This is a genomic window from Citrobacter sp. CK188, assembly GCF_030333525.1.
Classification (GTDB): Bacteria; Pseudomonadota; Gammaproteobacteria; order Enterobacterales; family Enterobacteriaceae; genus Citrobacter_B; species Citrobacter_B koseri.
Genome location: NZ_JAOWFU010000029.1, coordinates 836,494 through 861,668, shown reverse-complemented (window position 1 = coordinate 861,668; position 25,175 = coordinate 836,494). Strand labels below are relative to the sequence as shown.

Here is a 25,175-nt window from a genome sequence, read left to right as displayed (position 1 = left end):
TTGCCCCTGGATTCAGGGGCAACGCTCAGGCAAATCCGGGGTTGAATCCCCTTTCCGGCTGATTCTCGCCTAACAAGCCTCTGACTTTCGCCACCAGATCGTTCAGACAATCGTCCCGCATCCCCAGTCTGGCAAGCTCCTGTTCCAGCGAGAACAGATATTGCGCGTTGGTGCCCAACGGCCCACTGGCGGCAGCGATCAGCGGCGCGATAATCTGAGCGCGAGTATCCGACTCATACAGCGGGTGCCGCGGGTCCATAATAAACACCAGCGCATTGACCGTCCGGCCATCATCCAGCGCCAGCTGGCACCAGGTGGGAAGATAGCAGCCGGTAATCATTTCCCGCTTCCACAGCAGCGTCAGCTCCTGCTCCAGCGCGCTCTCCGGCAGTTTATAAGCCACGCCAGTAGTTCGCCCGCCCTCTTTCAGCGCCAGCATCCGTCCGGGCTGGCACACCGTTCCACGCCCTGCCGTCAGACGCAGACAAAACGCCCGGTGCCAGCCGACCAGCGTACCGGTACAGGACTCGTCAAATTCTAACGCCGGATTCCACATCAACGATCCATAACCGAAGATCCACACCGGTCCATCATCGGGCCTACAGGCAAGCGTCGCCGCCAGTGAAGCGGCCCGTTGTTCTGCTGACCAAAGTAGTGATTCTTCAATAGCGCCAAACGCCGTTTTACAATCGGCATTCAGTAAAAAATCACGCGTTAACACCTTACACCTCCGCCACTGCAAACTTCCCTGCAACACTTTTTTGACGCCTTCCGGGCATTTTAACTGCTCATTTTGAAACCACTAACAGGACAATATGCAATTCAATCGCCGCTTGCAAGGCAACAGACGCTCAACGCGCATCATTTGCCTGGTCTGGCACGAAGACGATCAGCGCTTTTTATGCCACTTATCATCATCCCCTTTTTGGTAATCATTTTTGACGGCAGCCCAGGCAACCTTATGCGCGGTCTCCTCCCGGCTGGCGTCGTCACGTCTGTCCGCTTTATCTTTATATTGTTCCCAGGCGCTATTAAACGCCTCTTTATAGATATCCTGCGCGTGCGCAGGCAGCACATTCTGAACGCTTTCCGGCAAATCGCTTTTCGTTTTATAAGGCATTGCTGACTCCTCTTTTTGCTGTAAACCTTTAGTGTGGTCAACAATGTTTTGTCTCGCCAGTCGGGTGCTATTTTACTTTTTATTTGTCACTAACCCACTGTTATTCATATACTCTCTAAACAAGACGTACTTTTTTATTCACTCTGCGGGGAAAAATAGCCCATGCCGTAAAATTACGTAAAAACACAATGATGAAGCCGCGATTTCTGTTATTTTTTACAATCTTTAATACATTTATAATTAAAAACACCTGCGGAGATGGAGAATCATAATGACACACGCACATGAGGCGGTGAAAACCCGCCACAAGGAGACCTCGCTTATTTTCCCGGTTCTGGCACTGGTGGTGCTGTTCTTATGGGGAAGCAGTCAGTCACTACCAGTGGTCATCGGTATTAATATACTTGCCCTTATTGGTATTTTAAGCAGCGCTTTCAGCGTTGTCCGCCATGCGGATGTATTAGCGCACCGACTCGGCGAACCTTACGGTTCCCTTATCTTAAGTCTTTCTGTCGTTATTCTGGAAGTGAGTTTAATTTCCGCATTGATGGCCACCGGCGACGCCGCGCCAACGCTGATGCGCGATACGCTCTATTCAATCATCATGATTGTAACTGGCGGACTGGTCGGTTTTTCTCTGCTGCTTGGCGGTCGTAAATTCGCCACGCAATATATGAACCTGTTTGGCATTAAACAGTATTTAATTGCCCTGTTTCCGCTGGCGATTATCGTGCTGGTCTTCCCTATGGCGTTGCCAGGGGCGAATTTTACTACGGCTCAGGCGCTGTTAGTGGCGCTTATTTCCGCCGCGATGTACGGCGTTTTCCTGCTGATTCAGACGAAAACGCACCAGAGTTTATTCGTTTACGAGCATGAAGATGAAAGTGATGACGATGACCCGCACCACGGCAAACCGTCCGCGCACAGCAACATCTGGCACGCTGTATGGCTGATCGTACATCTGATTGCCGTTATCGCCGTGACGAAAATGAACGCCAATCCGCTGGAGACACTGTTAACCGAACTGAATGCGCCAGTGGCATTTACCGGTTTCCTCGTGGCCTTGCTGATCCTCTCCCCTGAAGGACTGGGCGCGCTGAAAGCGGTGTTGAATAACCAGGTACAGCGAGCCATGAACCTGTTCTTTGGTTCGGTACTGGCAACCATCTCTCTGACCGTACCGGTGGTGACGCTGATTGCATGGGCCACCGGAAATGACCTGCTCTTCGGTTTGGGCGCCCCGGAGATGGTGGTAATGGTGGCCTCGCTGGTGCTGTGCCACATTTCCTTCTCGACCGGGCGAACCAATGTGTTGAACGGCGCGGCGCATCTGGCTCTGTTTATCGCTTACCTGATGACCATTTTTGCCTGACGGACAAAAAAGCCCGGTAGCGTTTACGCTTACCGGGCTTACGAAACCGCGTTTATTGTAGGCCGGATACGGCGTCAGACGCCATCCGGCACACATCATTCCCGCTTAGTGTTCGGTATCCAGCTCACCGAAGCTTTTCACCAGATCGTCAATCGCTTTAATTTGCTTCAGGAACGGTTCCAGCTTCGCTAACGGCAGCGCGGACGGACCATCACATTTCGCATGCTCCGGGTCCGGGTGCGCTTCAATGAACAGACCGGCCAGGCCTACCGCCATACCGGCGCGCGCCAGTTCGGTAACCTGCGCGCGACGACCGCCGGACGCGGCGCCAAACGGGTCGCGGCACTGCAACGCATGAGTGACGTCGAAAATAACAGGCGAGTTACCGGAAACTTTCTTCATCACGCTAAAGCCCAGCATATCAACAACCAGGTTGTCGTAGCCGAAGTTCGCACCGCGATCGCACAGGATCACTTTATCGTTGCCGCCTTCGTGGAATTTGTCCACGATATTGCCCATCTGACCAGGGCTGACGAACTGCGGTTTTTTCACGTTAATGACCGCGCCGGTTTTTGCCATCGCTTCCACCAGGTCGGTCTGGCGAGCGAGGAATGCCGGAAGCTGAATGACATCCACCACGTCAGCGACAGGCTGCGCCTGACTGGCTTCATGAACGTCGGTGATCACTTTCACACCAAACGTTTGTTTCAGTTCCTGGAAAATCTTCATCCCTTCTTCCAGACCCGGGCCACGGTAAGAGTGAATAGAGGAACGGTTGGCTTTATCAAAAGAGGCTTTGAACACATAAGGAATACCCAGCTTCTGGGTCACGGTTACGTAGTGTTCACAGATACGCATCGCCAGATCGCGTGATTCCAGCACGTTCATACCGCCAAACAGCACAAACGGCAGGTCATTTGCCACGTTGATGTCGCCAATGCTAACCACTTTTTGTTTCATAGGATCGCCTTAACCATGGGTAAAATGTCGATTAATTAATGCAAAACAATTTGCTTGTGCGCAATGGTATTAATCTGCGCACGAATCATTTCGCTGATCGGGTCTTCTGGACACTGTTCAACAAAATAACTTAAATCCGTCAACGCAACATGTTCACACTCCAGTTGCGCATAAATCAGGCCCCGGTCGCGGATCTCGTAAGGGTCTTCCGGGTTAAATTGCAGTAACGCTTCGCTGGCGCGCAACGCCAGTTCCATTTGCCGCTCTTCCATCAAGGAAGATTTCAGCGTATCCAGCAACTTGCGAATGACCTCAGCGTTATCCGCCTCATCCAGATCTTCGTTAAACAGTTCAGCGACCGGGCTAATATTGCCCTTCAGCCAGACTTCCAGCGTATGCTCATCGAGCGTTTCGCCGTTAAATGGGTTGATCAGCCACATTTCCCCCTCCAGCGATTCAATACGCAGAATCAACTGGGTCGGGAAAATGACCGGCACCAATGGGAGACCCAGCCGGTGAGCCAGCCACAATAAGATTGCGCCTAACGATACCGCGCTCCCCTGGCGGTTTTTCAGAACCTGATCGAGCCATAATGCATCAGAAAGACGGTAGACGCCGTGGGTATCTCTGAACCCCCACTCGCCATAAAAAAGTGCCAGCAATTTTTCCAGTTGCTCATCCTGAGACAGGAGCTGGCTAATTTCTTCATGCGCCAGACTGGCCAGACGTTCCAGTTCGTCATAGACCGCTTGCGTCGGAAAATCCAGGCGGATCGATTCCGATGCCAGGATCATCCCATCGCACAGTGGCGCTTTATTAAATTCGAAATCAGCTAACGACCTCATGACTTACCCCAGTAACGGTATTTTTGTGGTGGCGAGTTTAATGATGATGTACAGCACCACCAGCGCCAGCGGGAAGGCGATAACGCGCGCCTGCTGACTGCGCGCCTGACGATAATCAAGCGCAATAAAACCCAAAACGATGTAGATGATAACGCCAAACAACTTCTCAGTCAGCCATGTCCCCTGTTCGGTGAATGGCAGGATGTGCGTTTTTATGATCAACCCCGCTCCGCTAAGCAGCAAAACGGTGTCAATAATCGGCGGGACAACCCGCGTCCAGCGTGCGGATGCCAGCGCATGGCGAGTATAGCGCCACCAGAAACGCAGCACGAACAGGCTAACGGAAAGCGTAACGCTGGTCAGATGGATGCCCAGCAGCAGCGTAAATGTATTCATGGCGCGATCCGCCCAAGCGTGATTCGTTCGTTGTCGCCATAATCACGGCAGGTCTCAACCTGAACATACCCTGCCTGCGCCAACGCGGTTCTGACCGCCGCCCCTTGCTGCCAGCCGTGCTCCAGCAACAGATACCCCCCCGGCGCCAGCGCATGGCGCGCCTGCGCGATAATGTGCGTGATATCCGCCATGCCGTTATCGTCTGCGACCAGCGCCGACAGCGGTTCAAAACGCACATCGCCCTGCGCGAGATGGGGGTCATGCGCATCAATATACGGAGGGTTGCTGACGATCATGTCAAATTGCTGCCCCGGCAACGCCGCAAACCAGTCGCTTTGCAGTATGCGAACATTGTGAATCGCCAGATGTTGCGCATTACGGCCAGCCAGCGCCACGGCGTCCGGCATACGGTCTACCGCCGTGACCTCGCAGTCCGGTCGCTCTGTCGCCAGCGCCAGCGCAATCGCGCCGGTTCCGGTGCCGAGGTCGAGAATTCGACACGGCGAATCAGGCAGACGCGCCAGCGCCTGCTCGACCAGACATTCGGTGTCCGGGCGCGGAATCAGCGTAGCGGGCGAGACAAACAGCGGCAGTGACCAGAACTCGCGCATGCCAGTCAGGTGTGCGATCGGTTCGCCGCGCTGACGACGCGCCAGCAACTGCGCCAGTTGCTCACACTGCGTGTCGGTCAGTGCCGTTTCGCCAAATGCCAGAATAAAGGTGCGCGCCTTACCGGTAACGTGGCCCAGCAAAATCTCGGCATCACGTCGGGGGCTTTCACTCTCCTGTAAGCGGCTTATCGCCTCACGCAACCAGTGCTGGTAATCCATTATTCCTGCTCGGACAACGCCGCCAGTTGGTCGGCCTGATGTTCCTGAACAATCGGCTCAATGAGCATGTCCAGTTTCCCCTCCATCGCCTCATCCAGACGGTAGAGGGTCAGGTTAATACGATGATCCGTCACGCGACCCTGCGGGAAGTTATAGGTACGGTTGCGATCGCTGCGGTCGCCGCTGCCTAACAGGTTACGCCGGGTTGAGGCTTCAGCCTGCTGACGCTTCGCCGTTTCTGCGGCATGGATGCGCGCCCCAAGCACCGACAGCGCCTTCGCTTTGTTTTTATGCTGTGAACGTTCGTCCTGGCACTCCACCACAATACCGGTCGGTAAGTGCGTAATACGAATTGCGGAGTCGGTGGTGTTAACGTGCTGACCGCCCGCGCCCGAAGAGCGGAAGGTGTCGATACGTAAATCAGCCGGGTTAATATCCGGCAGTTCGGCCTCCGGCAGTTCCGGCATAACGGCGACGGTACAGGCGGACGTGTGGATACGCCCCTGCGATTCGGTCGCCGGAACGCGCTGAACGCGATGGCCGCCGGACTCAAACTTGAGTCGCCCGTAAACGCCATCGCCGCTGATTTTGGCGATGATCTCTTTATAGCCGCCATGCTCGCCTTCACTGGCGCTCATGATCTCTACTCGCCAGCGACGCGCTTCAGCGTAACGGCTGTACATGCGGAACAGATCGCCTGCGAACAGCGCGGCTTCATCGCCGCCTGTTCCGGCGCGCACTTCGAGGAAAGCGTTACGTTCGTCATCGGGATCTTTTGGCAGCAGCAGAACCTGCAACTGTTGCTCCAGTTGTTCACCTTTTTCTTTGGCTTCGCGCAGTTCATCCTGCGCCATCTCGCGCATTTCAGGATCGTCAAGCATCATCTGTGCCGTTTCGATATCATCCTGAACCTGTTGCCAGTCCGTAAAACAGCGAGAAACATCGCTTAATTGCGCATACTCACGCGACAGCGCGCGAAAGCGTTCCTGGTCTGCGATGGTTCCCGCATCACCCAACAGCGCCTGAACTTCTTCATGGCGTTCGTGCAGGGCTTCCAGTTTGGCAACGATAGAAGGCTTCATAGGCGTAAATACACCCTGTAAAAAATAGATTGGTGTGCTGCTACTCCAGCCCGAGGCTGTCGCGCAGAATATTCAGGCGTTCGTCATCCCCGTCACGGGCAGCCTGTTGAAGAGATTTAGTTGGTGCATGGATCAGGCGGTTGGTCAGTTTCCATGCCAGATCCTGCAAAATGGCTTGCGCGTCGCCGCCCTGTTCAAGGGCTGCCAACGCTTTAACTGTCAGTTCATCGCGTATGTGCTCTGATTGACTACGGTATTCGCGGATGGTCTCGCTGGCGCTTTGCGAGCGCAGCCAGGCCATAAATTCGCTGGCTTCCTGCGCGACAATCGTTTCGGCCTCCACTGCCGCCGCTTTACGCTGCGCCAGGTTATGCGAAATGATGCTTTGCAGGTCATCAACGCTGTACAGATAGGCATTCGCCAGTTTACCGACTTCCGGCTCCACGTCGCGCGGCACGGCAATGTCCACCAACAGCATCGGCTGGTTACGGCGGCTTTTTAATGCGCGCTCCACCATCCCTTTGCCGATAATCGGCAACGGACTTGCGGTTGAGCTGATAATAATATCGGCTTCCCGCAGACGTTCGTCGATGTCGCTCAACGAAATAACCTCGGCTCCCACTTCATCCGCCAGCACTTGCGCGCGTTCGCGGGTGCGGTTGGCGATGATCATTTTCTGTACTTTATGTTCACGCAGATGGCGCGCGACCAGTTCAATGGTTTCACCCGCCCCGACCAGCAACACCGTCACCGTGGAGAGGGATTCGAAAATCTGACGCGCCAGCGTACAGGCGGCAAAAGCAACGGACACGGCGCTGGCGCCGATGTCTGTTTCGGTGCGTACGCGTTTGGCGACGGAAAACGATTTCTGGAACATGCGTTCCAGCGCGCTGGCATGCAGATGGCCTTTTTGCGAATCCGCAAACGCTTTTTTCACCTGACCGAGAATTTGCGGTTCGCCCAGCACCAGCGAGTCCAGCCCGCTGGCGACGCGCATCAGATGGCTGACGGCGTCGTTGTCCTGGTGCCAGTAGAGGCTATTGCGCAGGTCGTCTTCATTGAGATTATGGTAATCACATAACCAACGAATCAGCGCCTCTTGCAGGTTATCCTGTTCTTCAACGCTGAGATACAGCTCAGTACGGTTGCACGTCGACAACACCACGCCGCCCTGCACCATCGGCTGCGCAAGCAGGCTGTCCAACGCCTGATCGAGCGTATCTGGCGAAAACGTTACGCGTTCTCGCAGCGATACAGGTGCCGTTTTATGGTTAATACCGAGCGCTAAAAGGGTCATGTGTGCGGGAATAGTACCAGCGTTGATAAGGTTAGACTGGGTGCATCATACAGGATGCTCGTGGTCAATAAAAGAGACAGCCTCCTTTTGGAGTAATAGCTTACTGTTTAAATTAAGATAACGTGAACGTAGACGATGTACCCGGTCAGCGCTAGCATTAAGGGTTATAACTGCAACCAACCGACGGGTTCAGTTTGTCGGCCTGATAAGCATAGCGCCATCAGGCAATTATCGCACCGTATTACAAGGATTCGTCATCACTATGACCCTGCCTGATTTTCGCCTGATCCGCCTGCTCCCGCTGGCTAGCCTGGTCCTCACCGCCTGTACGATCAATGCGCCGAAAGGTCCTGGCAAAAGTCCCGACTCCCCTCAGTGGCGTCAGCATCAGCAGGACGTGCGCAAGTTGAATCAGTATCAGACGCGTGGCGCGTTTGCTTATATCTCCGACGATCAGAAAGTGTATGCCCGCTTCTTCTGGCAGCAAACCGGTCAGGATCGCTACCGTCTGCTGTTGACCAATCCGCTGGGCAGCACCGAACTGGAGCTGAACGCCCAGCCGGGCAATGTGCAACTGGTCGATAATAAAGGGCAGCGTTACACCGCCGACGACGCCGAAGAGATGATCGGCAAGCTGACCGGGATGCCCATTCCGCTTAACAGCTTACGCCAGTGGATTCTCGGTCTGCCGGGCGACGCCACCGATTACACCCTCGACGACCAGTACCGCCTGAGCGAAGTGAACTACCGTCAGGACGGTAAAAACTGGAAAGTGGTATACAGCGGATACGACAGTAAAACGCAGCCCGCCATGCCGGCAAATATGGAACTCTCTGACGGCAGTCAGCGCATCAAACTGAAGATGGATAACTGGATTGTAAAATGATGACCCACTGGCCATCTCCGGCAAAACTGAATCTGTTTTTATACATCACCGGACAGCGTGCGGACGGTTATCACACATTGCAAACGCTGTTCCAGTTTCTTGATTACGGCGACACGATCGGCATTACGCCGCGCGGCGACGGCGAAATTCATCTTTTGACGCCTGTCGAGGGCGTCGAAAATGACGACAATCTGATCGTCCGCGCGGCGCGGTTGCTGATGAAGACAGCGTCCGCCCACGGGCGTTTGCCCGCAGGCAGCGGCGCGGATATCAGCATCGAGAAACGTTTGCCCATGGGCGGCGGTCTGGGTGGCGGCTCGTCCAATGCGGCGACCGTTCTGGTGGCGCTGAATCATCTCTGGCAGTGCGGATTATCGGTCGATGAACTGGCGGAAACAAGCTTAACGCTGGGCGCAGACGTCCCGGTGTTTGTCCGTGGACATGCGGCCTTCGCCGAGGGCGTGGGTGAAATCCTGACGCCGGTAGACCCGCCGGAGAAGTGGTATCTGGTTGCCCACCCTGGAGTAAGCATCCCCACGCCGGTTATTTTCAAGGACCCCGAATTACCGCGCAACACGCCAAAAAGGTCAATAGAAACGTTATTAAAATGTGAATTCGGCAATGATTGCGAGGTTATCGCAAGAAAACGTTTTCGCGAGGTTGATGCGGCGCTTTCCTGGCTGTTAGAATACGCGCCGTCGCGCCTGACTGGTACAGGGGCCTGTGTCTTTGCTGAATTCGATACAGAATCCGCTGCTCGTCAGGTGCTTAAGCAAGCCCCGGAATGGCTCAATGCGTTTGTGGCGAAGGGTGTCAACCTCTCTCCATTGCAAAAAGCCATGCTTTAAGCCGGGCAAGCTGAGTTTCGGTGACAACGTCACCCTGTTCCAGACGTTGCATCGCGCTCTTTAATACACCGCCTGGATAGGATATTGCCTGGCCCGCACAGTTTTCGGCAGATTCTATCCACCAATGGACGCATGCCTGAGGTTCTTCTCGTGCCTGATATGAAGCTTTTTGCTGGTAACGCCACCCCGGAACTAGCACAACGTATTGCCAACCGCCTGTACACTTCTCTCGGCGACGCCGCTGTAGGTCGCTTTAGCGACGGCGAAGTCAGCGTACAAATTAACGAAAATGTACGCGGTGGTGATATTTTCATCATCCAGTCCACTTGTGCCCCTACTAACGACAACCTGATGGAATTGGTTGTTATGGTCGATGCGCTGCGCCGTGCTTCCGCAGGCCGTATCACCGCCGTTATCCCTTACTTTGGCTATGCGCGTCAGGACCGTCGTGTACGTTCCGCTCGTGTACCGATTACCGCAAAAGTCGTCGCTGACTTCCTGTCCAGCGTTGGCGTTGACCGCGTTCTCACTGTTGACCTGCATGCTGAACAGATCCAGGGCTTCTTTGACGTTCCGGTTGATAACGTATTCGGTAGCCCAATTCTGTTAGAAGATATGCTGCAACTGAACCTGGATAACCCGATTGTGGTTTCTCCAGATATCGGTGGCGTTGTGCGTGCCCGCGCTATCGCTAAGCTGCTGAACGATACCGATATGGCGATCATCGACAAACGCCGTCCGCGCGCTAACGTTTCTCAGGTGATGCACATCATCGGTGACGTTGCCGGCCGCGACTGCGTACTGGTTGATGATATGATCGATACCGGTGGTACGCTGTGCAAAGCAGCAGAAGCACTGAAAGAACGTGGTGCCAAACGCGTATTCGCCTACGCGACTCACCCGATTTTCTCAGGCAATGCGGCAAACAACCTGCGCAATTCTGTGATTGATGAAGTCGTTGTCTGTGACACCATTCCACTGACCGACGAAATTAAAGCACTGCCGAACGTGCGCACGTTGACACTGTCGGGTATGCTGGCCGAAGCGATTCGTCGTATCAGCAACGAAGAATCCATTTCAGCTATGTTCGAACATTAATCGAACCCGGCTAAAAAACCCGCTGCGGCGGGTTTTTTTGTCTGTAACTCTTATTTGTATGACCAATGCCTCCTTCACCTGCCATTTAGTTGACAGATGATGCGCTCATGGATGAAACATTATTGTGAACAGAATATTTTCCTCACATGTGATGCCTTTCCGCGCCCTCATCGACGCTTGCTGGAAAGAAAAATATACCGCCTCACGGTTCACCCGTGATGTGATTGCCGGGGTAACCGTCGGGATCATCGCTATCCCGCTGGCGATGGCGCTGGCAATTGGCAGTGGTGTTGCACCGCAGTACGGTCTTTATACGTCCGCTGTGGCGGGGATTGTTATTGCCTTAACCGGCGGGTCGCGCTTCAGCGTCTCCGGCCCGACCGCCGCATTTGTCGTTATTCTCTACCCGGTATCGCAACAATTCGGGCTGGCAGGTCTGCTGGTCGCCACCCTCATGTCCGGGGTGTTCCTGATCCTCTTCGGCCTCGCGCGTTTTGGTCGTCTGATCGAATACATTCCCGTATCGGTCACGTTAGGTTTTACATCAGGGATCGGCATCACCATCGGGACAATGCAGATTAAAGATTTTCTCGGTCTGCAAATGGCCCATGTGCCGGAGCATTACCTACAAAAAGTCGGGGCGCTGGTTATGGCGTTGCCGACCATTAATCCGGGCGATGCCGCTATTGGCGTGGTGACGCTCGGTATGCTGATTTTCTGGCCGCGTCTGGGGATTCGTCTGCCAGGCCATCTTCCGGCGCTGCTGGCAGGCTGCGCCGTTATGGCCGTGGTTAATCTGCTGGGTGGTCATGTGGCGACGATTGGTTCACAGTTCCACTATGTGCTGGCCGATGGTTCGCAGGGCAACGGCATTCCTCAGTTGTTGCCGCAGCTGGTATTGCCGTGGAATCTCCCGGATTCAGATTTCACGCTAAGCTGGGATTCATTGCGGGCGTTATTGCCAGCCGCTTTCTCGATGGCGATGCTGGGGGCGATTGAATCCCTGCTGTGCGCGGTCGTGCTCGACGGCATGACGGGCACCAAACACAAAGCAAACAGCGAACTGATCGGCCAGGGGCTGGGGAATATTGTGGCGCCGTTCTTTGGCGGGATCACCGCGACGGCGGCGATCGCCCGTTCTGCGGCAAACGTGCGCGCAGGCGCGACCTCGCCCATTTCCGCCGTTATCCACGCAATTCTGGTCATCCTCGCCCTCCTCGCGCTGGCTCCCCTGCTGTCATGGCTGCCGCTTTCCGCCATGGCCGCGCTGCTGCTGATGGTTGCGTGGAACATGAGTGAAGCCCATAAGGTGGTCGATTTACTGCGACATGCGCCCAAAGATGACATCATCGTGATGATGATGTGTATGTCGCTGACGGTGCTTTTCGATATGGTGATTGCGATCAGCGTCGGGATTGTCCTGGCTTCCCTGCTGTTTATGCGCCGTATTGCCCGTATGACGCGCCTCGCGGCGGTAAACATCACGGTTCCCGATGATGTGCTGGTATTACGCGTTATCGGGCCGCTCTTTTTCGCCGCCGCGGAAGGGTTATTTACCGACCTCGAATCACGCATTGAGGGTAAACGCATTGTGGTGCTGAAGTGGGACGCCGTTCCGGTGCTGGATGCCGGTGGTCTGGACGCCTTCCAGCGCTTTGTGAAGCGTTTGCCGGAAGGCTGTGAACTGCGCGTCAGTAACGTGGAATTCCAGCCGCTGCGTACCATGGCCCGCGCCGGTATCAAACCCATTCCGGGTCGTCTGGCATTCTTCCCGAACAAAGATGCCGCGCTGGCGGATATCTAATCCCGACTGCCGGTCTGTATCTCAACAGACCGGCAAGTTTTCTTATTGAAAACTGGTTTTCTGCGTCTGGCTTGTTATTATCGTTTTCCTGATATTTGTTAGCGATAACCGATATGAAACCAACCTCTCCGTTTGTTTTTCGTGAAATAACGCGGGACGATATTCCTGCCGTACAGTCCTTTATTATTCGGCATCTTAATCTTTATTTTAATGCCGGAAGAGCATTACCCACTGCGAGTGACGACGTATTCGACCTCCAGGGAAATTATCTTGAGCGGGAAAGAAACCAATTGTTCGGCGTCTGGAATGAACAACAGCAGATAATTGGGACGCTGGCGATATGTCAGTACGATGACAGAATAGAGATGTTGCACGGTCGTTATAATTTACCGGAGACAGCTGAGATTTGTCGCTGCTATGTCGATCAGCATTATCGCAGGCAAGGTATTGGCAGCCAACTGGTCTCGCTGGCTGAACAATTTTGCGAGCAGCAACACTATAAAATATTATATTTGCACACCCATCATTTTTTACCCGGCGGGTATCAATTCTGGCGGCGAAATCTGTTTAACGTCTTCATGGATGTGGGCGACGAGTGGCAGATCGTGCATATGGAAAAACCGTGTAAATATATTGTTACCAGCGACAATATTGATAACATTCACTGTTTATAATAACGCCTTCTTTCTCATCGCGATTAATTGATCAACGTCAATCAATTCTCATTTGCCTTTCCGTTATTACTTGCGGTTGCAATAATCACCACTCCAACAAAAACACAACCATTTGAATTTAAATTAATTAATATAAAAATCACCATAAAGTATGATGTTTTTGTTCTTTTTTCATACGGTTGACGAGGTTATTGATTGCCGATACAGTCGCCAGTGACAGTATTCATAACACAGCCGTTGTTTTGAAAGGAATATGGTGCGGATTATTTTAATCTCATTCCATAGCTGCCCCCGCAACTGTAGGCGGATACCGAATATCTGCGTGTGGTTATTGTAACCACCGGTCACTGTAAAGATTTGCTTTATGGGAAGGCCGATATTCTGATTACCGTGAGCCAGGAGACCTGCTGTCAGGGTTGTACACATTGAGTGGACGGGATGGTCCATGGGATGATTTATTTGGCATAAATACCATTATGAATTGATGAGCCTGATGAGCCTATTCCTGCTGAGATTTTGCATTCTCATAATTTCATCATTCAATGTCATCTATCGTCATGTACCTGTCCCGATATATGGAACCAAATAAACCATGACCAGACGTTCAGATTCTGGCATGTACAGGACGATAACAATGTACGCAGACTTTACTTTACCTCATAAAAAATACCTTCTGGCTGTGGCTGGCGCAGCGTTATTATTCACATCAGGATTGACTCATGCGGCAAAAACAGTCTATCCGTTGACGATTAAAAACTGCGGCCGTGATATTACCTTCAATAAAGCCCCGGAACGCGTTGCCACGGTCGGGCAAAACAGCACTGAAATTCTTTATTCCCTGGGGCTGGCCGAGCGCGTTGTCGGCACATCGCTGTGGTTCGGTCCCGTCCCGGATGCTTACAAAGCGGCAAATGAAAAAGTGGCCGTGATTGCGCAGAACATCCCCAGCTTTGAAGGAATTATTGCCAAAAAACCGGATTTGGTCGCCAGTTAGTTTGAATGGCAAATTGGACCTGCCGGAACCGTCGCCTCTTACGAGCAGTTTAGCGAGTTGAACGTGCCGGTATATACCGCGCCTGCGGACTGCGCTAAAGACAACGAAGACGGTGGAGACGGTGTACGTAAAGGCATGTTTGATATTGCTATGGTTTATCAGGAAGTCTCCGATCTGGCGAAAATTTTTGACGTGCAGGACAAAGGCGATGAATTGATCGCCAGTCTGAAGGCCCGTGAAGCTGCCGCCAAAAATAAAATTGCCGGAATGGATAAGAACGTCTCCGCCGTATTCTGGTTTTCCAGCGCCGACCTGCAACTGGACCCCTATGTGGCCGGGAAATTTGGCCCTGCCGCATGGATCGCCCAAACGCTGGGGGTGAAAAATGTGATTGATTCTGCTGAAGAGTGGCCAACCGTTGGCTGGGAAACCATCGCGAAAGCCAGCCCGTCCGTCATTGTTCTCGGTGAAATGAGCCGTCGTCGTTTCCCGGCAGATGACTGGCATGTCAAACTGGAATATCTCAAGTCCGACCCCGTGACTAAACTCATCCCCGCCGTGAAGGAGAACCATCTGCCGGTGGTGGATGTGCAAACAATGAACGCCGGCATCAGAACGATAGATGGCGTCGAAAAACTCGCAGATGCGTTGGTTGAATACGGTCTGGCACATCCGAAAACGGCTCAATAATCTTTATGTCGCGCTATGTCTTACCGGGCATAGCGCGCCTCTGGCATTCAGGATTACAGGTAGATGATGAGCGAAACTCGCAGGACGCGTCGCGCTGTCGGCCAGTTAACGATAAGAATCGGGGGACACGCCCTTTGGGTCAGCGTGCTGATGTGCTGCGTTCTACTGGCGGGGATCTCCATTGGCGAGACGTTTATCCCCTGGCAGCATGTCATCCATACGCTTTCTAACCAGTTCTTTGATACGCGCTATGCCGTTGATGCGCTGGATGCGGGCATTATCTGGAACTATCGCCTGACGCGGGCGTTGGTTTCTGCCTGTTGTGGCGCATGTCTGGCGGTTTCCGGCGTCGTATTGCAGTCATTGCTACGAAACGCGCTGGCAGAGCCTTATCTACTGGGGATCTCTGCCGGCGCCTCGACCGGCGCTGTTCTGATCGCCTTAACAGGGATTGGCGCTGGGATCGTCAGCATGTCGCTTGGGGCTTTTATTGGGGCGTTAACGGCTTTTCTTTTCGTGGCGTTACTGGCGATCGCCGCCGGGGGGAGACAGGGAAGCGCCACCACACAAATCATCCTGGCCGGGATCGCCAGTTCACAGTTATTTAATGCCCTCACCTCGCTAATCATCACTCGTTCAGCGAATGCAGAACAGGCTCGTGGGATTATGTTCTGGCTGCTGGGCAATCTGAGCGGCGTTCGCTGGCCAGATGTCGTTTTGGCCGTCCCTACCGCGCTGGTCGGTGTGGCGTTATGTTTTTGTTACGCCCGTCATCTGGATGCGTTTTCGTTTGGCGCAGAGTCCGCAGCGTCACTTGGCATCCCGGTAAAACGCACGCGCGGAGTCCTGATTGCCGCCGTTACCGGGATGACGGCAATTATGGTCTCCATTGTCGGGGCGATTGGTTTTGTCGGCCTGGTGATCCCTCATGTAGCCCGCCTGCTGGTGGGTAATCAACACCATCGATTGCTGCCGGTCAGCGCCATGATCGGCGCCATTTTTCTCATTATCGCCGACGTAATCTCCAGGACATTACTTCCCGGGCAGGTGTTACCCATCGGGGTGATTACGGCGCTTGTAGGCGCACCTGCGTTTTCCATCATTTTGATCAGAGGAAACCAGACAAAATGACGGTAAATTCTGCTCTCACCGCTCCACGCTATCCTTCTGCAACAGTCCGAAGCCTGGTGCAGGCGCAGCAACTGCACTGGGAAGTAAAAGGCAAAGCCATCGTCAGCGACGTCTCTTTTCACGTCGCGCCCGGTGAGTTTGTCGGCATTATCGGCCCCAATGGCTCAGGCAAAACATCACTGATCTCATTGCTTGCCGGTTTACTGAAACCCTCGTCAGGCAGCGTAACGCTGGAGAATAAAAATATCCGCCATTACTCGCGCCGCCATTTAGCGCAAAAAGTGGCGCTGGTGGAACAACAAGCGGAAACCAGTGAACGTCTCACCGCATTGCAGGCTGTCTCTCTGGGGCGCACCCCGTGGTTGAGTCTGCTCTCGCCCTGGTCTAAACAAGATGACGATATTGTCCAGACCATGCTGGAGAAGGTAGATCTACAGCGCGTACAAAATCGCTGCTGGAATACCTTTTCTGGCGGGGAAAAACAGCGTCTGCATATCGCCCGGGCCCTGGCGCAGCAACCGAAAGTGCTGCTGATGGATGAACCCACGAACCATCTCGACATTCAACATCAGATAGGTCTGCTTAATCTGGTGAAACGCCAGAAGCTCACCGTCATTGCGGCTCTGCACGACCTGAACCATGCCGCCATGTTCTGCGACCGCATTCTCGTAATGAAAGCGGGTCAACTGGCAATGCAGGGCAGCCCTGCAACCATTTTTACGCCTGAAAACCTCAGCCAGTGGTTTGGCATTAATGCCATCGTTGAGCAGGCGCCGGATGGATTGAGCTGCTTCATCCGCTACCAACGACCGGAATAAACACCTAAGGGAGAACCCATGAAATTGATTAAGCAAAGCCTGAGCATGTTATGTCTGTTAGCGCTGACCACCACGGCTTTCGCTCAGACCCACGAAGTGCTGATGAAAAACAGAGGCGCGGGCGGCCCGATGGTATATGAACCGGATTATCTGGCGATTCAGCCAGGCGACACCGTGAAGTTTATTCGCAAGCATAAGAGCCATAACGCTGCGTCAATCGCAGAGCTTTCGCCAGCAGGCTACCCCGGATTTATCGGCAAGATTGATGAGGAAATTGAGGTCAAGTACGACAAACCTGGATTTTACGGTATTAAATGCACCCCGCATTACGCGCAAGGGATGGTGATGCTCATTAAAGTGGGTGATGCAACCCTGCCTGACAGCTATCGAACCTTTAAGGCGCCGGGGATCGCGGATAAGCGTTTCCAGGACATTTATACACGCATTGAGAAACAGTAATCCAGATACGCGAAAATGGTGAGGGGCGCACGGTGGCGGATAAAAAGCAGAGCAATGAAGACGTTCAGGTACAGCGGCGAGAATGCCTGTGTAAACTCACAAAATTTGTCGGGGCTGCGGGTGTCACCGCCGCCGTCTGGCCGCTCATCTCCGCACTGGGGCCGGATGATAAAACCGTAGCGGAAAACGAACCTGTCGATGTCTCTCTCGCCGGGGTTGCCGTCGGTCAGACGGTGAAAAGAGTCTGGCAGGGAAAGCTTATCCTTATTCATCACCGTACCCCGGAGGAAATTCGCTCAGCGCAGCAGGCGGATGTCCATCGTTTTATCGATCCGCAGGCTGACGGCGAACGTATCAAGACAGAGTATCCGCAGTGGCTGGTCATTCAAGGTTACTGCCCCCACGCAGGCTGTGTGCCCAATGCCAAACCCGGTGGGCAAGGCTGGGTATGCCCTTGTCATGGCTCGGAGTTTGACACTTCAGGGCGCGTCACGCGGGGGCCCGCTACGGCGAATCTCGCAATCCCCGATTACGCGTTTCATCCCGATGGCCTGACGGTGCGTATCGGCGCGAAGGAAGTCTGAAATGGCGGCAGAACATCTATCCATACCCCGACGAGAGCGAGTGTGGCGTATTCCCTTCCCTCGTACGGTCGCAGGCGTCTGGGTTTTTGCCGTCGGGATCATTCTGCTGGTGATGCTCGGAGTACAAATCCTTTCTGGTCTCGTTCTGGCGATGTTTTATGTACCCACGGAAGGGCTGGCCTTTGATTCAATCATTCATATTATGCGATCCGTGAGACACGGCGAACTGGTGCGCAACGCGCATTCTATTGGCGCATCGCTATTTTTCTTCGCCTGTTACCTGCACATCTTCCGCGCCATGTATTACAACGTGTACCGAAAGCCTTATCTCAAAATGTGGATGATAAGCGTGACGTTATACGTGTTACTGATGATCACCGCATTTCTGGGATATAGCCTGATTTGGGGGCAAAAAAGCTACTGGGCCGCCACCGTTATTACCGGATTCACTCGTGCGATCCCGTGGGTGGGAGATACGTTGTATTCGTTTTTAGTCGGCGGGTATGCTCCAGGAACACCCACATTAGGCCGGTTTTATGTGCTTCATTTTATTATCCCCTTCGTCATTGTCGGGGGAACGATATGGCATATCCGCACCGTGCAGTCCGCATTTGCGCAGGCAATGAAAAAGACATTTACGCAGAGCGAGTCCCGGAAACTGTTTTTCGATTATAAAATCACCGACAGTGATGCCATCAAGCTCACTCTTTTCATGATGCTGTTCGCCTGGTTTTTATTCTTTGCCCCGCACTATCTCAGCAGCGCCGATAATTTTATCCCGGCAGATCCCACCGTAACGCCCGCTGTCGTGGCGCCTGAGTGGTATTTTTTGCCGTTCTTTTCCATTTTGCGCTGCTTCCCAAACGAACTTCTCGGGATAGTCGCCATGTGTGCTTCAGTGCTGATTTTTTATTTTCTCCCCTGGCTCGACACTTCACGCGCCCGCTTTCGCAATTACAGCAAGCTCGTTAAATGTGGTTTTTGGCTCTGGGTTGCTAATGCATTCTTTTTAGGATGGCTGGGTTCAAAAGCGCTGGTCGGCCCCGACCTGCCTGACGGTTTCAGTAATGAAGAGGGCTGGATACGCGCGGCATCGCAACTTTCAACGCTGGTTTACTTCGGATGGTTTGTCATCGTACTGCCCTGCCGACGTTTTCTGGAAAAGCAGGATTAACCGCCATGAAGGGATTAGTAAGATATAGCGTTTTATGGCTGTGCATTCTGGGCGCCAGCGCTGTCTGTGCGCAAGAGACGCCACCTCGCCAGGCGTGGAGTTTTAGCGGCATAACGGGCCACTATGATAAAGAACAACTGCGGCGCGGTTTACAGGTCTACGAAGAGAAATGCCGCGCCTGCCACGGGATGGTTCATCTTAATTTTCGCACCCTGACAAAGCCAGGCGGGCCCGAACTCTCGCTCACAGAGGCAAAGCGTCTTGCCAGCGGTTACGTCTTTCCCGACATTCAGGATGATGGTCAACCCGGCGAGCGGGAAGGCAATCTCAATGATACGTTTGTCTCACCCTACCTTAACGATCAGGAAGCAAGATATCTTAATAATGGCGCCCTTCCCGTCGATTTAACCTATATCGTTCGCGCCAGAACATACGACCGGGGGTTCCCGCAATTTCTGTTCGATGCCTTCTTGCCCTATACCGATCAGGGGGCGGATTACGTCTATGCCCTGTTGACCGGTTATCTGCCTGACGACCCGGAAATGAAGGCAAACCGATACGCTCCCGGCGGCATAATTAACATGCCGAAGCCGTTGTCTGATGGGGAGATCAACTGGTCAGAAAAGGACGATATACCAGAAACCGAAGAGCAGTACGCGCGGGACGTTACGGCTTTTCTGGCATGGGCTGCCGATCCGGCGCTTGAACAGCGAAAGCATCAGGGCCATTACGTAATGAGTTATCTGGTCATTATGCTGGCATTGCTGCTGATTTTACGCCGATTAAAGAGACGCTCGTCAGAAAAAACGAGTGAGAATGGTTAAGACAATGACCAGTCAGTTCAACGCTGACTGGTCTTAAACCGACGCGATACCTTAGCTGTGACGGCGATTGTCGTTACGGCGGCAACGTTTGTCGTAGTGGCGAACCCACCAGTAACGATCGCTCACCTGTTCATGCCCACCAACGCGGGCGCCTGCCAGCCAGAGAATGGCACCGACAAAGATGCTCAGCACCGCACCATGTGCAAAAAATTGTGGCAGGTTAAACTGCGGTAACTGGTTTAAAATAGAATAACCAACACCAACCACCATGACCACTAACCCCAACCCCATGAGCACGTTACCGAGTAACGAAGCGTTTTTGCGTTTCATATGTCACCTCCGGAACTTTTGGGTTGTTTCAGGGAATACCCCTAATCCTTATGTGTAAAGTATAGACAACACTGTGCTTTATGAGTGCGTGGGCGATCACAATTACAACCTGTTATTCAACAAAACTTTACAAATAACCCTATGAACAGCTTGACTTTCCAATAGTTCAAACAGGCAATTATTCAGCTTCCGGCGCAATCCACGCTGTTTTTTGTCAAGCGCGGCCGCAGACAGTAAACTACGCGCCAGTTATGGACACACTCAGGACAAAAAACGTGACGATTAAATTGATTGTCGGCCTGGCGAACCCCGGCGCAGAATACGCGGCGACACGCCATAATGCGGGCGCATGGTACGTCGATTTACTGGCAGAGCGACTACGCGCGCCTCTGCGTGAAGAGCCGAAATTCTTCGGTTACACCTCCAGAGTGACCCTCGAAGGGGAAGATGTTCGCCTGCTGGTGCCGACCACGTTTATGAATCTGAGCGGTAAAGCCGTCGGCGCGATGGCCAGTTTTTACCGCATCATGCCCGATGAGATTCTGGTTGCCCACGACGAACTGGATCTCCCCCCTGGCGTCGCGAAATTTAAGTTAGGCGGCGGACACGGTGGTCATAATGGCCTGAAAGACATCATCAACAAACTGGGTAATAACCCTAACTTTCATCGCTTACGTGTCGGAATTGGTCATCCGGGCGATAAAAATAAAGTTGTCGGTTTTGTTCTGGGTAAACCGCCGATGTCGGAACAAAAGTTAATTGACGACGCCATTGACGAAGCGGCGCGTTGTACTGAAGTCTGGTTCAAAGAAGGGTTAACCAAAGCGACGAACCGATTACATGCCTTTAAAGCACAATAAGCAGTGATGTGCGGCATTTTTGCCGCGCGCTGTGTATAATAGGCAAAGTTGTTTACTTTTCTACAATCTGTTTTCTACAACAGGTTGATTATCAAGATATTAAGGTGATTTAAATCATGGGATTCAAATGCGGTATCGTTGGTTTGCCCAACGTCGGGAAATCCACCCTGTTCAACGCCCTGACTAAAGCCGGTATTGAAGCGGCAAACTTCCCGTTCTGCACCATCGAGCCAAATACCGGTGTAGTGCCGATGCCCGATCCGCGTCTGGACAAACTGGCTGAGATTGTCAAGCCGCAGCGCATTCTCCCTACCACTATGGAGTTCGTCGACATTGCCGGTCTGGTAAAAGGCGCGTCGAAAGGCGAAGGCCTGGGTAACCAGTTCCTGACAAACATCCGTGAAACCGAAGCGATTGGTCACGTAGTACGCTGCTTTGAAAACGACAACATCATCCACGTTGCGGGGAAAGTAAACCCGGCGGAAGATATTGACGTTATCAACACCGAGCTGGCGCTGTCCGACCTTGATACCTGTGAACGCGCCATTCACCGCGTGCAGAAGAAAGCCAAAGGTGGCGATAAAGACGCGAAAGCTGAGCTGGCCGCGCTGGAAAAATGCCTGCCGCACCTGGAAAACGCCGGCATGCTGCGCTCACTGGATCTGACAGACGAAGATAAAGCGGCGATCCGCTATCTGAGCTTCCTGACGCTGAAGCCGACCATGTATATCGCTAACGTCAACGAAGATGGCTTCGAAAATAACCCGTACCTGGATCAGGTTCGCGCCATTGCCGATGCAGAAGGCTCTGTCGTGGTTCCGGTTTGTGCCGCTATCGAGGCCGACATCGCAGAACTCGACGATGCTGACCGTGACGAGTTTATGGCTGAGCTGGGTATTGAAGAACCGGGTCTCAACCGCGTTATTCGTGCGGGCTACAAGCTGCTGAATCTGCAAACTTATTTTACCGCTGGTGTGAAAGAAGTACGCGCGTGGACGATTCCTGTCGGCGCAACCGCACCGCAGGCTGCGGGTAAAATTCACACTGATTTTGAGAAAGGCTTTATTCGTGCGCAGACCATCGCTTTCGACGACTTCATCACGTACAAAGGTGAACAAGGCGCGAAAGAAGCCGGTAAGATGCGTGCGGAAGGCAAAGACTACATCGTTAAAGACGGCGATGTGATGAACTTCTTGTTCAACGTCTAATTGTTGCCTTATGAGGTTTCAATAAACCTCGTAAAGTCCACAAAAACCCATAAAATCCACGCAATTGCGTGGATTTTTTATTTAAAGCGTATCCGTTGATATCATGGAAGCGCGATCGGAACTGAGTATAGCGGTGGTATAATCTGAATAGCCACCCATTTTGTAGACGCCTTAAGTGGTTGTAGTTATAAATTATCCTTTGTATGAGGCTTCTTGTCCGCAATGACAGGCGGAAGTCGGCTAAAAACGATATTACATGTTATTTGATCATATCCAGAATGTCTTGAGCCTTTTGAAATAGCTCGTCATAAGTGACAATCTCAACGTTTGTCATACTATTTCTGAATAGCTCAAATGATTTGTATTGACTATTATTTTTAAGCTCCGACTCAAGTGTACCAATAACAATTAAGCATTTAGGATTGAATGCCGAAAATGAATCACCTCCGTTACCTTCACTTAGTTTGAAATATTCCTTCATTAATTGGTCTTTATAATTTAACACCTGAACAAACGCCCCAGATAGTTCTTCGCTAATTGAATAGGCATTAGTTCTATATCTTCTCCCCAGTAATATCGTCTTTGGGGTCTTTATTTCGACCAATACTATATTTCCAGTCAGCCTGCTTGCGTAGATAAAATCGACAAGATTACCACCCGAATTGTTTATCGATTTTCCACCAACATAGCATTTACTGCCTAACTGAAACATACTTTGTGGAAATATCTGTGATAATACAGCAGGACATTTTTGTAGAAGAGTTTGCCAGAATTCCTCGGATGCATTTTCACGATTTACTTTCCAGACACCTATTGCTTCCTCTAAAGAGATTTCGACCTGCTCATCCAGCTTGACCTCTGCTACACACTTAGAGGCAGACACTATTTCTGATATTTTATTTAAATGTTCTTTCCTGGCCTTTCTTAGCCACTCAGTCGAATATATTTCCGGCTGTCTGTCAATAATCGCATGATGATTCGGGCACAACAGAAGATAGTTTTCTATTTGAAATAGTTGGTCTGCATTTTTAGAAGGGTTGTGTCTTGGTCCGTGAGAGTGAATGGCTTCAATCGAAGCTATTTCACCAATAAATGATGAATCCTGAAGCATGAGGTTTTGATCACAACCTGGAAACGAGCATCGATAGCCGCTCAATATAGCTACCTGCCGCTTCACGCTAGCGGAGAGATAACGTCTTATCTTTCTCTCAAAGGTTACTTGTTCCGCCTCAAATTCCATTAGCACAACCTCAACTTTCGCAGTGTATTTTATTTATCCTGAGCACATCTTGCAGATGCGTACAGCATATTCGAGTATCTTTACCTGCATCATACGATTTTGTCAGTAGATTTCCACTCACCGTTTTTGAGTGAAGATTCTCCGCAATGAGCATAAATCTGCCCGAAACGGGTATTCATGAACGGAAGCTTTACTCGTCATTGACCCATCTTCGTGAAAGAGACACCTTTCACGAATAACAAAAATCCACGCTCTGGCGTGGATTTTTTTCATAACGCTGCACTTCACATTAATAACCAGCCGCTGACTGCCAGGGCGGGCAATCTCACCCGACTACCCCTGCTCTGCCGCTATTAAATAGGGCGCAATGCTCGCTAATTTCTCCCGGGTTTCCGTCAGTTCGCGTTCCGGCATAGATTGCGCGATGATTCCCGCCCCCGCCTGTATCCAGCTGCGCAGGCTGTCCTGAAATACGGAACGCAGAACTAGCGCCGCATCAAAGCGCGTATCGTCCAGCAGCAGGATTGCGCCGGAATAAAGCTCTCGCGGCGTCTTCTCAATTTGCATAATCGCGTTCAGAGCAGCATTTTTAGGGATACCTGAGGCGGTAATCGACGGAAACAGCACGGTAAACGCATCCCAGGCATCCTTGTTTTCCGCAAGCTGACCGCTCACGCCAGACCCCAGATGCTGAACGCTGCCGCGCTGGCGAACCGACATTAAATCTTCAACCACCACGCTGCCCGGCTGGCAAACGGCCTCCAGTTCAGCAATAGCTTCTTTGACCGAAAGGATATGCTCAAGCACCTCTTTACTGTCGTGCAGCAGTTCTGCCTCTTTCGCCTTATTATGCTCCGGGTTTCCCATGCGATCGCGGGTGCCCGCAAGCGGTTCAGTGACCACTTTATTGCCCGTCACTGACATCACCAGTTCCGGGCTAAAGCCCAGCGCTTCGCGTCCTTCCTGACGGAACATAAACGACCGCACAGGTGTATTTGCCTGCCGCCCGTATAACAGCGTGGCGGGCATATCAATCCGCGATGGCAGGGGAATGGCGCGCGAGACAATCACTTTGACATACTCGCCACGGCGGATCTCCGCAACGGCGCGCGCAACCTGTTGTTTATACGCCTCGCCATTGAGGGCGGTATCCACCGCCAGTGGTGCGTTCTGCGTCGTTGTACTGGCCTCTTTTACCCACTCGCACAAACGTCGGCACCCGTCGGCGGAGTCCGCATAAACGGTGACATTTCCCTTTTCAAAAATAAGTTCTTCACGGGGAACGGTTAACGTCAGCAGCGGCCACTCCCCGGCGTCAAAGGTAATCCCCCGCGCATGCGCCGCAAAGTTGAACCCGACCTGTCCATATACCCGACGTCCTTTCACCTGAGGATGCGCCATAAAACGACGCGCGCAGTCGGCAATGGAATCCACCGCCCATTGTTGCTCCCCGGTATCATCAATAAATGTCGCCTGCGTTCCGTCGGCATTAATGTGCAACCGTGCCTGGCACCCTTTGCCTAAATACCAACAGGGTTGACGCTCATAGACATAACACTCTTCTTCTGCGAACTGGCGTAAAACGCCAGAAATCGTCGGCAGCCATTGTTCCTCTGGTAACGCCAGGTGTAGAAATTCACTGATTTTCATC

General features: G+C 52.5%; 25 protein-coding genes, 1 pseudogene and 1 riboswitch. Of the genes and pseudogenes, 15 read left to right on the top strand and 11 right to left on the bottom strand.

The features are described 5' to 3' along the window. Positions 1-25: 25 nt before the first annotated feature. Together OGV67_RS09565 and chaB are read right to left on the bottom strand one after the other, a co-directional pair. Positions 26-721, bottom strand: a complete 696-nt coding sequence (locus OGV67_RS09565; protein ID WP_286465449.1) for a gamma-glutamylcyclotransferase — start codon at positions 719-721, stop codon at positions 26-28. Between the two features lie 168 nt (positions 722-889). Continuing rightward, positions 890-1,120, bottom strand: coding sequence for a putative cation transport regulator ChaB (gene chaB / locus OGV67_RS09560; RefSeq protein WP_012132165.1), 231 nt, complete (start codon positions 1,118-1,120; stop codon positions 890-892). A 271-nt stretch (positions 1,121-1,391) separates the two neighbouring features. On the opposite strand from chaB, the gene chaA reads away from it, so the two are divergent. Next, positions 1,392-2,492 carry a sodium-potassium/proton antiporter ChaA gene (gene chaA / locus OGV67_RS09555; protein WP_012132163.1) on the top strand — a complete coding sequence of 367 codons (1,101 nt, stop codon included), beginning with the start codon at positions 1,392-1,394 and terminating at the stop codon, positions 2,490-2,492. Positions 2,493-2,597: 105 nt separating this feature from the next. Here chaA and kdsA read toward each other — a convergent pair whose 3' ends face one another. From kdsA to hemA, 6 genes are read right to left on the bottom strand one after another with little or no spacing between them, the layout of a single operon-like run. Then, positions 2,598-3,452: a 3-deoxy-8-phosphooctulonate synthase gene (kdsA, locus tag OGV67_RS09550; protein WP_012132162.1), complete on the bottom strand. Its 855-nt coding sequence runs from the start codon at positions 3,450-3,452 to the stop codon at positions 2,598-2,600. A 35-nt stretch (positions 3,453-3,487) separates the two neighbouring features. Next, positions 3,488-4,297, bottom strand: coding sequence for an invasion regulator SirB1 (gene sirB1 / locus OGV67_RS09545; RefSeq protein ID WP_012132161.1), 810 nt, complete (start codon positions 4,295-4,297; stop codon positions 3,488-3,490). A 3-nt stretch (positions 4,298-4,300) separates the two neighbouring features. Next, positions 4,301-4,693, bottom strand: coding sequence for an invasion regulator SirB2 (sirB2, locus tag OGV67_RS09540; protein ID WP_012132160.1), 393 nt, complete (start codon positions 4,691-4,693; stop codon positions 4,301-4,303). Further along, the gene (prmC, locus tag OGV67_RS09535; RefSeq protein WP_115614749.1) at positions 4,690-5,523 is read right to left on the bottom strand and encodes a peptide chain release factor N(5)-glutamine methyltransferase; all 834 of its coding nucleotides are present in this window, start codon (positions 5,521-5,523) and stop codon (positions 4,690-4,692) included. Before prmC ends, sirB2 begins: the two co-directional genes overlap by 4 nt. Beyond that, on the bottom strand, positions 5,523-6,605 hold the full coding sequence (gene prfA / locus OGV67_RS09530) for a peptide chain release factor 1 (RefSeq protein ID WP_012132158.1): 1,083 nt from the start codon (positions 6,603-6,605) through the stop codon (positions 5,523-5,525). The genes prmC and prfA overlap by 1 nt, the downstream gene beginning before the upstream one ends. A gap of 40 nt (positions 6,606-6,645) precedes the next feature. Further along, positions 6,646-7,902 (bottom strand): glutamyl-tRNA reductase, encoded by a 1,257-nt coding sequence (hemA, locus tag OGV67_RS09525; protein ID WP_047463424.1) that lies wholly within the window; start codon positions 7,900-7,902, stop codon positions 6,646-6,648. A gap of 262 nt (positions 7,903-8,164) precedes the next feature. Here hemA and lolB point away from each other — a divergent pair, with 262 nt between their 5' ends. From lolB to OGV67_RS09465, 12 genes and pseudogenes are all read left to right on the top strand, one after another. After that, positions 8,165-8,788 (top strand): lipoprotein insertase outer membrane protein LolB, encoded by a 624-nt coding sequence (lolB, locus tag OGV67_RS09520; RefSeq protein WP_058669240.1) that lies wholly within the window; start codon positions 8,165-8,167, stop codon positions 8,786-8,788. Beyond that, positions 8,785-9,636, top strand: a complete 852-nt coding sequence (gene ispE / locus OGV67_RS09515; protein WP_058669241.1) for a 4-(cytidine 5'-diphospho)-2-C-methyl-D-erythritol kinase — start codon at positions 8,785-8,787, stop codon at positions 9,634-9,636. The genes lolB and ispE overlap by 4 nt, the downstream gene beginning before the upstream one ends. Positions 9,637-9,786: 150 nt before the next feature. Next, positions 9,787-10,734, top strand: coding sequence for a ribose-phosphate diphosphokinase (gene prs, locus OGV67_RS09510; protein WP_001518537.1), 948 nt, complete (start codon positions 9,787-9,789; stop codon positions 10,732-10,734). Positions 10,735-10,858: 124 nt separating this feature from the next. Then, complete coding sequence (gene dauA, locus OGV67_RS09505) at positions 10,859-12,538, top strand: C4-dicarboxylic acid transporter DauA (protein WP_024130291.1); 1,680 nt, start codon at positions 10,859-10,861, stop codon at positions 12,536-12,538. A 113-nt stretch (positions 12,539-12,651) separates the two neighbouring features. Beyond that, entirely contained in the window at positions 12,652-13,212 is a 561-nt protein-coding gene (locus OGV67_RS09500; protein WP_012132153.1) for a GNAT family N-acetyltransferase, read from the top strand. A 200-nt stretch (positions 13,213-13,412) separates the two neighbouring features. Then, a riboswitch (cobalamin riboswitch) is annotated at positions 13,413-13,638 on the top strand. A gap of 190 nt (positions 13,639-13,828) precedes the next feature. Continuing rightward, positions 13,829-14,896, top strand: a pseudogene (locus tag OGV67_RS09495) (ABC transporter substrate-binding protein). Positions 14,897-14,962: 66 nt separating this feature from the next. Further along, positions 14,963-16,027 carry a FecCD family ABC transporter permease gene (locus tag OGV67_RS09490; protein ID WP_353654559.1) on the top strand — a complete coding sequence of 355 codons (1,065 nt, stop codon included), beginning with the start codon at positions 14,963-14,965 and terminating at the stop codon, positions 16,025-16,027. After that, a complete protein-coding gene (locus OGV67_RS09485) occupies positions 16,024-16,845 on the top strand; it encodes an ABC transporter ATP-binding protein (RefSeq protein ID WP_115181578.1) in 822 nt (273 codons plus the stop codon). Before OGV67_RS09490 ends, OGV67_RS09485 begins: the two co-directional genes overlap by 4 nt. Positions 16,846-16,863: 18 nt before the next feature. Next, positions 16,864-17,304 carry a pseudoazurin gene (locus OGV67_RS09480; protein WP_049010130.1) on the top strand — a complete coding sequence of 147 codons (441 nt, stop codon included), beginning with the start codon at positions 16,864-16,866 and terminating at the stop codon, positions 17,302-17,304. 32 nt (positions 17,305-17,336) lie between these two features. After that, positions 17,337-17,888, top strand: a complete 552-nt coding sequence (gene petA / locus OGV67_RS09475) for a ubiquinol-cytochrome c reductase iron-sulfur subunit (RefSeq protein WP_110494182.1) — start codon at positions 17,337-17,339, stop codon at positions 17,886-17,888. 1 nt (position 17,889) lies between these two features. Continuing rightward, positions 17,890-19,062 carry a cytochrome b gene (locus OGV67_RS09470; protein WP_012132146.1) on the top strand — a complete coding sequence of 391 codons (1,173 nt, stop codon included), beginning with the start codon at positions 17,890-17,892 and terminating at the stop codon, positions 19,060-19,062. A 5-nt stretch (positions 19,063-19,067) separates the two neighbouring features. Further along, a complete protein-coding gene (locus OGV67_RS09465; protein WP_115614748.1) occupies positions 19,068-19,886 on the top strand; it encodes a cytochrome c1 in 819 nt (272 codons plus the stop codon). 51 nt (positions 19,887-19,937) lie between these two features. On the opposite strand, the gene ychH is transcribed toward OGV67_RS09465, so the two are convergent. Next, on the bottom strand, positions 19,938-20,216 hold the full coding sequence (gene ychH, locus OGV67_RS09460) for a stress-induced protein YchH (protein WP_012132144.1): 279 nt from the start codon (positions 20,214-20,216) through the stop codon (positions 19,938-19,940). Positions 20,217-20,491: 275 nt separating this feature from the next. On the opposite strand from ychH, the gene pth reads away from it, so the two are divergent. Together pth and ychF are read left to right on the top strand one after the other, a co-directional pair. Further along, positions 20,492-21,076: an aminoacyl-tRNA hydrolase gene (pth, locus tag OGV67_RS09455; RefSeq protein WP_181898480.1), complete on the top strand. Its 585-nt coding sequence runs from the start codon at positions 20,492-20,494 to the stop codon at positions 21,074-21,076. Between the two features lie 116 nt (positions 21,077-21,192). Then, positions 21,193-22,284: a redox-regulated ATPase YchF gene (ychF, locus tag OGV67_RS09450; RefSeq protein ID WP_012132142.1), complete on the top strand. Its 1,092-nt coding sequence runs from the start codon at positions 21,193-21,195 to the stop codon at positions 22,282-22,284. 259 nt (positions 22,285-22,543) lie between these two features. Here the strand turns inward: ychF and OGV67_RS09445 are convergent, their stop codons facing one another. Both OGV67_RS09445 and ybtS read right to left on the bottom strand, forming a co-directional pair. After that, positions 22,544-23,524, bottom strand: coding sequence for a Shedu immune nuclease family protein (locus OGV67_RS09445; RefSeq protein WP_115614747.1), 981 nt, complete (start codon positions 23,522-23,524; stop codon positions 22,544-22,546). Between the two features lie 333 nt (positions 23,525-23,857). Further along, complete coding sequence (gene ybtS, locus OGV67_RS09440) at positions 23,858-25,174, bottom strand: yersiniabactin biosynthesis salicylate synthase Irp9/YbtS (protein ID WP_115614746.1); 1,317 nt, start codon at positions 25,172-25,174, stop codon at positions 23,858-23,860. Position 25,175: the final 1 nt, after the last annotated feature.

Bases quoted from the DNA above. Each gene is read 5' to 3' on its own strand.
- hemA (WP_047463424.1), bottom strand. From the start codon at position 7,902: ATGACCCTTTTAGCGCTCGGTATTAACCATAAAACGGCACCTGTATCG.
- lolB (WP_058669240.1), top strand. From the start codon at position 8,165: ATGACCCTGCCTGATTTTCGCCTGATCCGCCTGCTCCCGCTGGCTAGC.
- OGV67_RS09485 (WP_115181578.1), top strand. From the start codon at position 16,024: ATGACGGTAAATTCTGCTCTCACCGCTCCACGCTATCCTTCTGCAACA.
- ybtS (WP_115614746.1), bottom strand. From the start codon at position 25,174: ATGAAAATCAGTGAATTTCTACACCTGGCGTTACCAGAGGAACAATGG.
- ispE (WP_058669241.1), top strand. From the start codon at position 8,785: ATGATGACCCACTGGCCATCTCCGGCAAAACTGAATCTGTTTTTATAC.
- chaB (WP_012132165.1), bottom strand. From the start codon at position 1,120: ATGCCTTATAAAACGAAAAGCGATTTGCCGGAAAGCGTTCAGAATGTG.
- prmC (WP_115614749.1), bottom strand. From the start codon at position 5,523: ATGGATTACCAGCACTGGTTGCGTGAGGCGATAAGCCGCTTACAGGAG.
- OGV67_RS09445 (WP_115614747.1), bottom strand. From the start codon at position 23,524: ATGGAATTTGAGGCGGAACAAGTAACCTTTGAGAGAAAGATAAGACGT.
- ychH (WP_012132144.1), bottom strand. From the start codon at position 20,216: ATGAAACGCAAAAACGCTTCGTTACTCGGTAACGTGCTCATGGGGTTG.
- ychF (WP_012132142.1), top strand. From the start codon at position 21,193: ATGGGATTCAAATGCGGTATCGTTGGTTTGCCCAACGTCGGGAAATCC.
- OGV67_RS09500 (WP_012132153.1), top strand. From the start codon at position 12,652: ATGAAACCAACCTCTCCGTTTGTTTTTCGTGAAATAACGCGGGACGAT.
- prfA (WP_012132158.1), bottom strand. From the start codon at position 6,605: ATGAAGCCTTCTATCGTTGCCAAACTGGAAGCCCTGCACGAACGCCAT.
- OGV67_RS09480 (WP_049010130.1), top strand. From the start codon at position 16,864: ATGAAATTGATTAAGCAAAGCCTGAGCATGTTATGTCTGTTAGCGCTG.
- chaA (WP_012132163.1), top strand. From the start codon at position 1,392: ATGACACACGCACATGAGGCGGTGAAAACCCGCCACAAGGAGACCTCG.
- OGV67_RS09465 (WP_115614748.1), top strand. From the start codon at position 19,068: ATGAAGGGATTAGTAAGATATAGCGTTTTATGGCTGTGCATTCTGGGC.
- OGV67_RS09470 (WP_012132146.1), top strand. From the start codon at position 17,890: ATGGCGGCAGAACATCTATCCATACCCCGACGAGAGCGAGTGTGGCGT.
- OGV67_RS09490 (WP_353654559.1), top strand. From the start codon at position 14,963: ATGAGCGAAACTCGCAGGACGCGTCGCGCTGTCGGCCAGTTAACGATA.
- kdsA (WP_012132162.1), bottom strand. From the start codon at position 3,452: ATGAAACAAAAAGTGGTTAGCATTGGCGACATCAACGTGGCAAATGAC.
- sirB1 (WP_012132161.1), bottom strand. From the start codon at position 4,297: ATGAGGTCGTTAGCTGATTTCGAATTTAATAAAGCGCCACTGTGCGAT.
- sirB2 (WP_012132160.1), bottom strand. From the start codon at position 4,693: ATGAATACATTTACGCTGCTGCTGGGCATCCATCTGACCAGCGTTACG.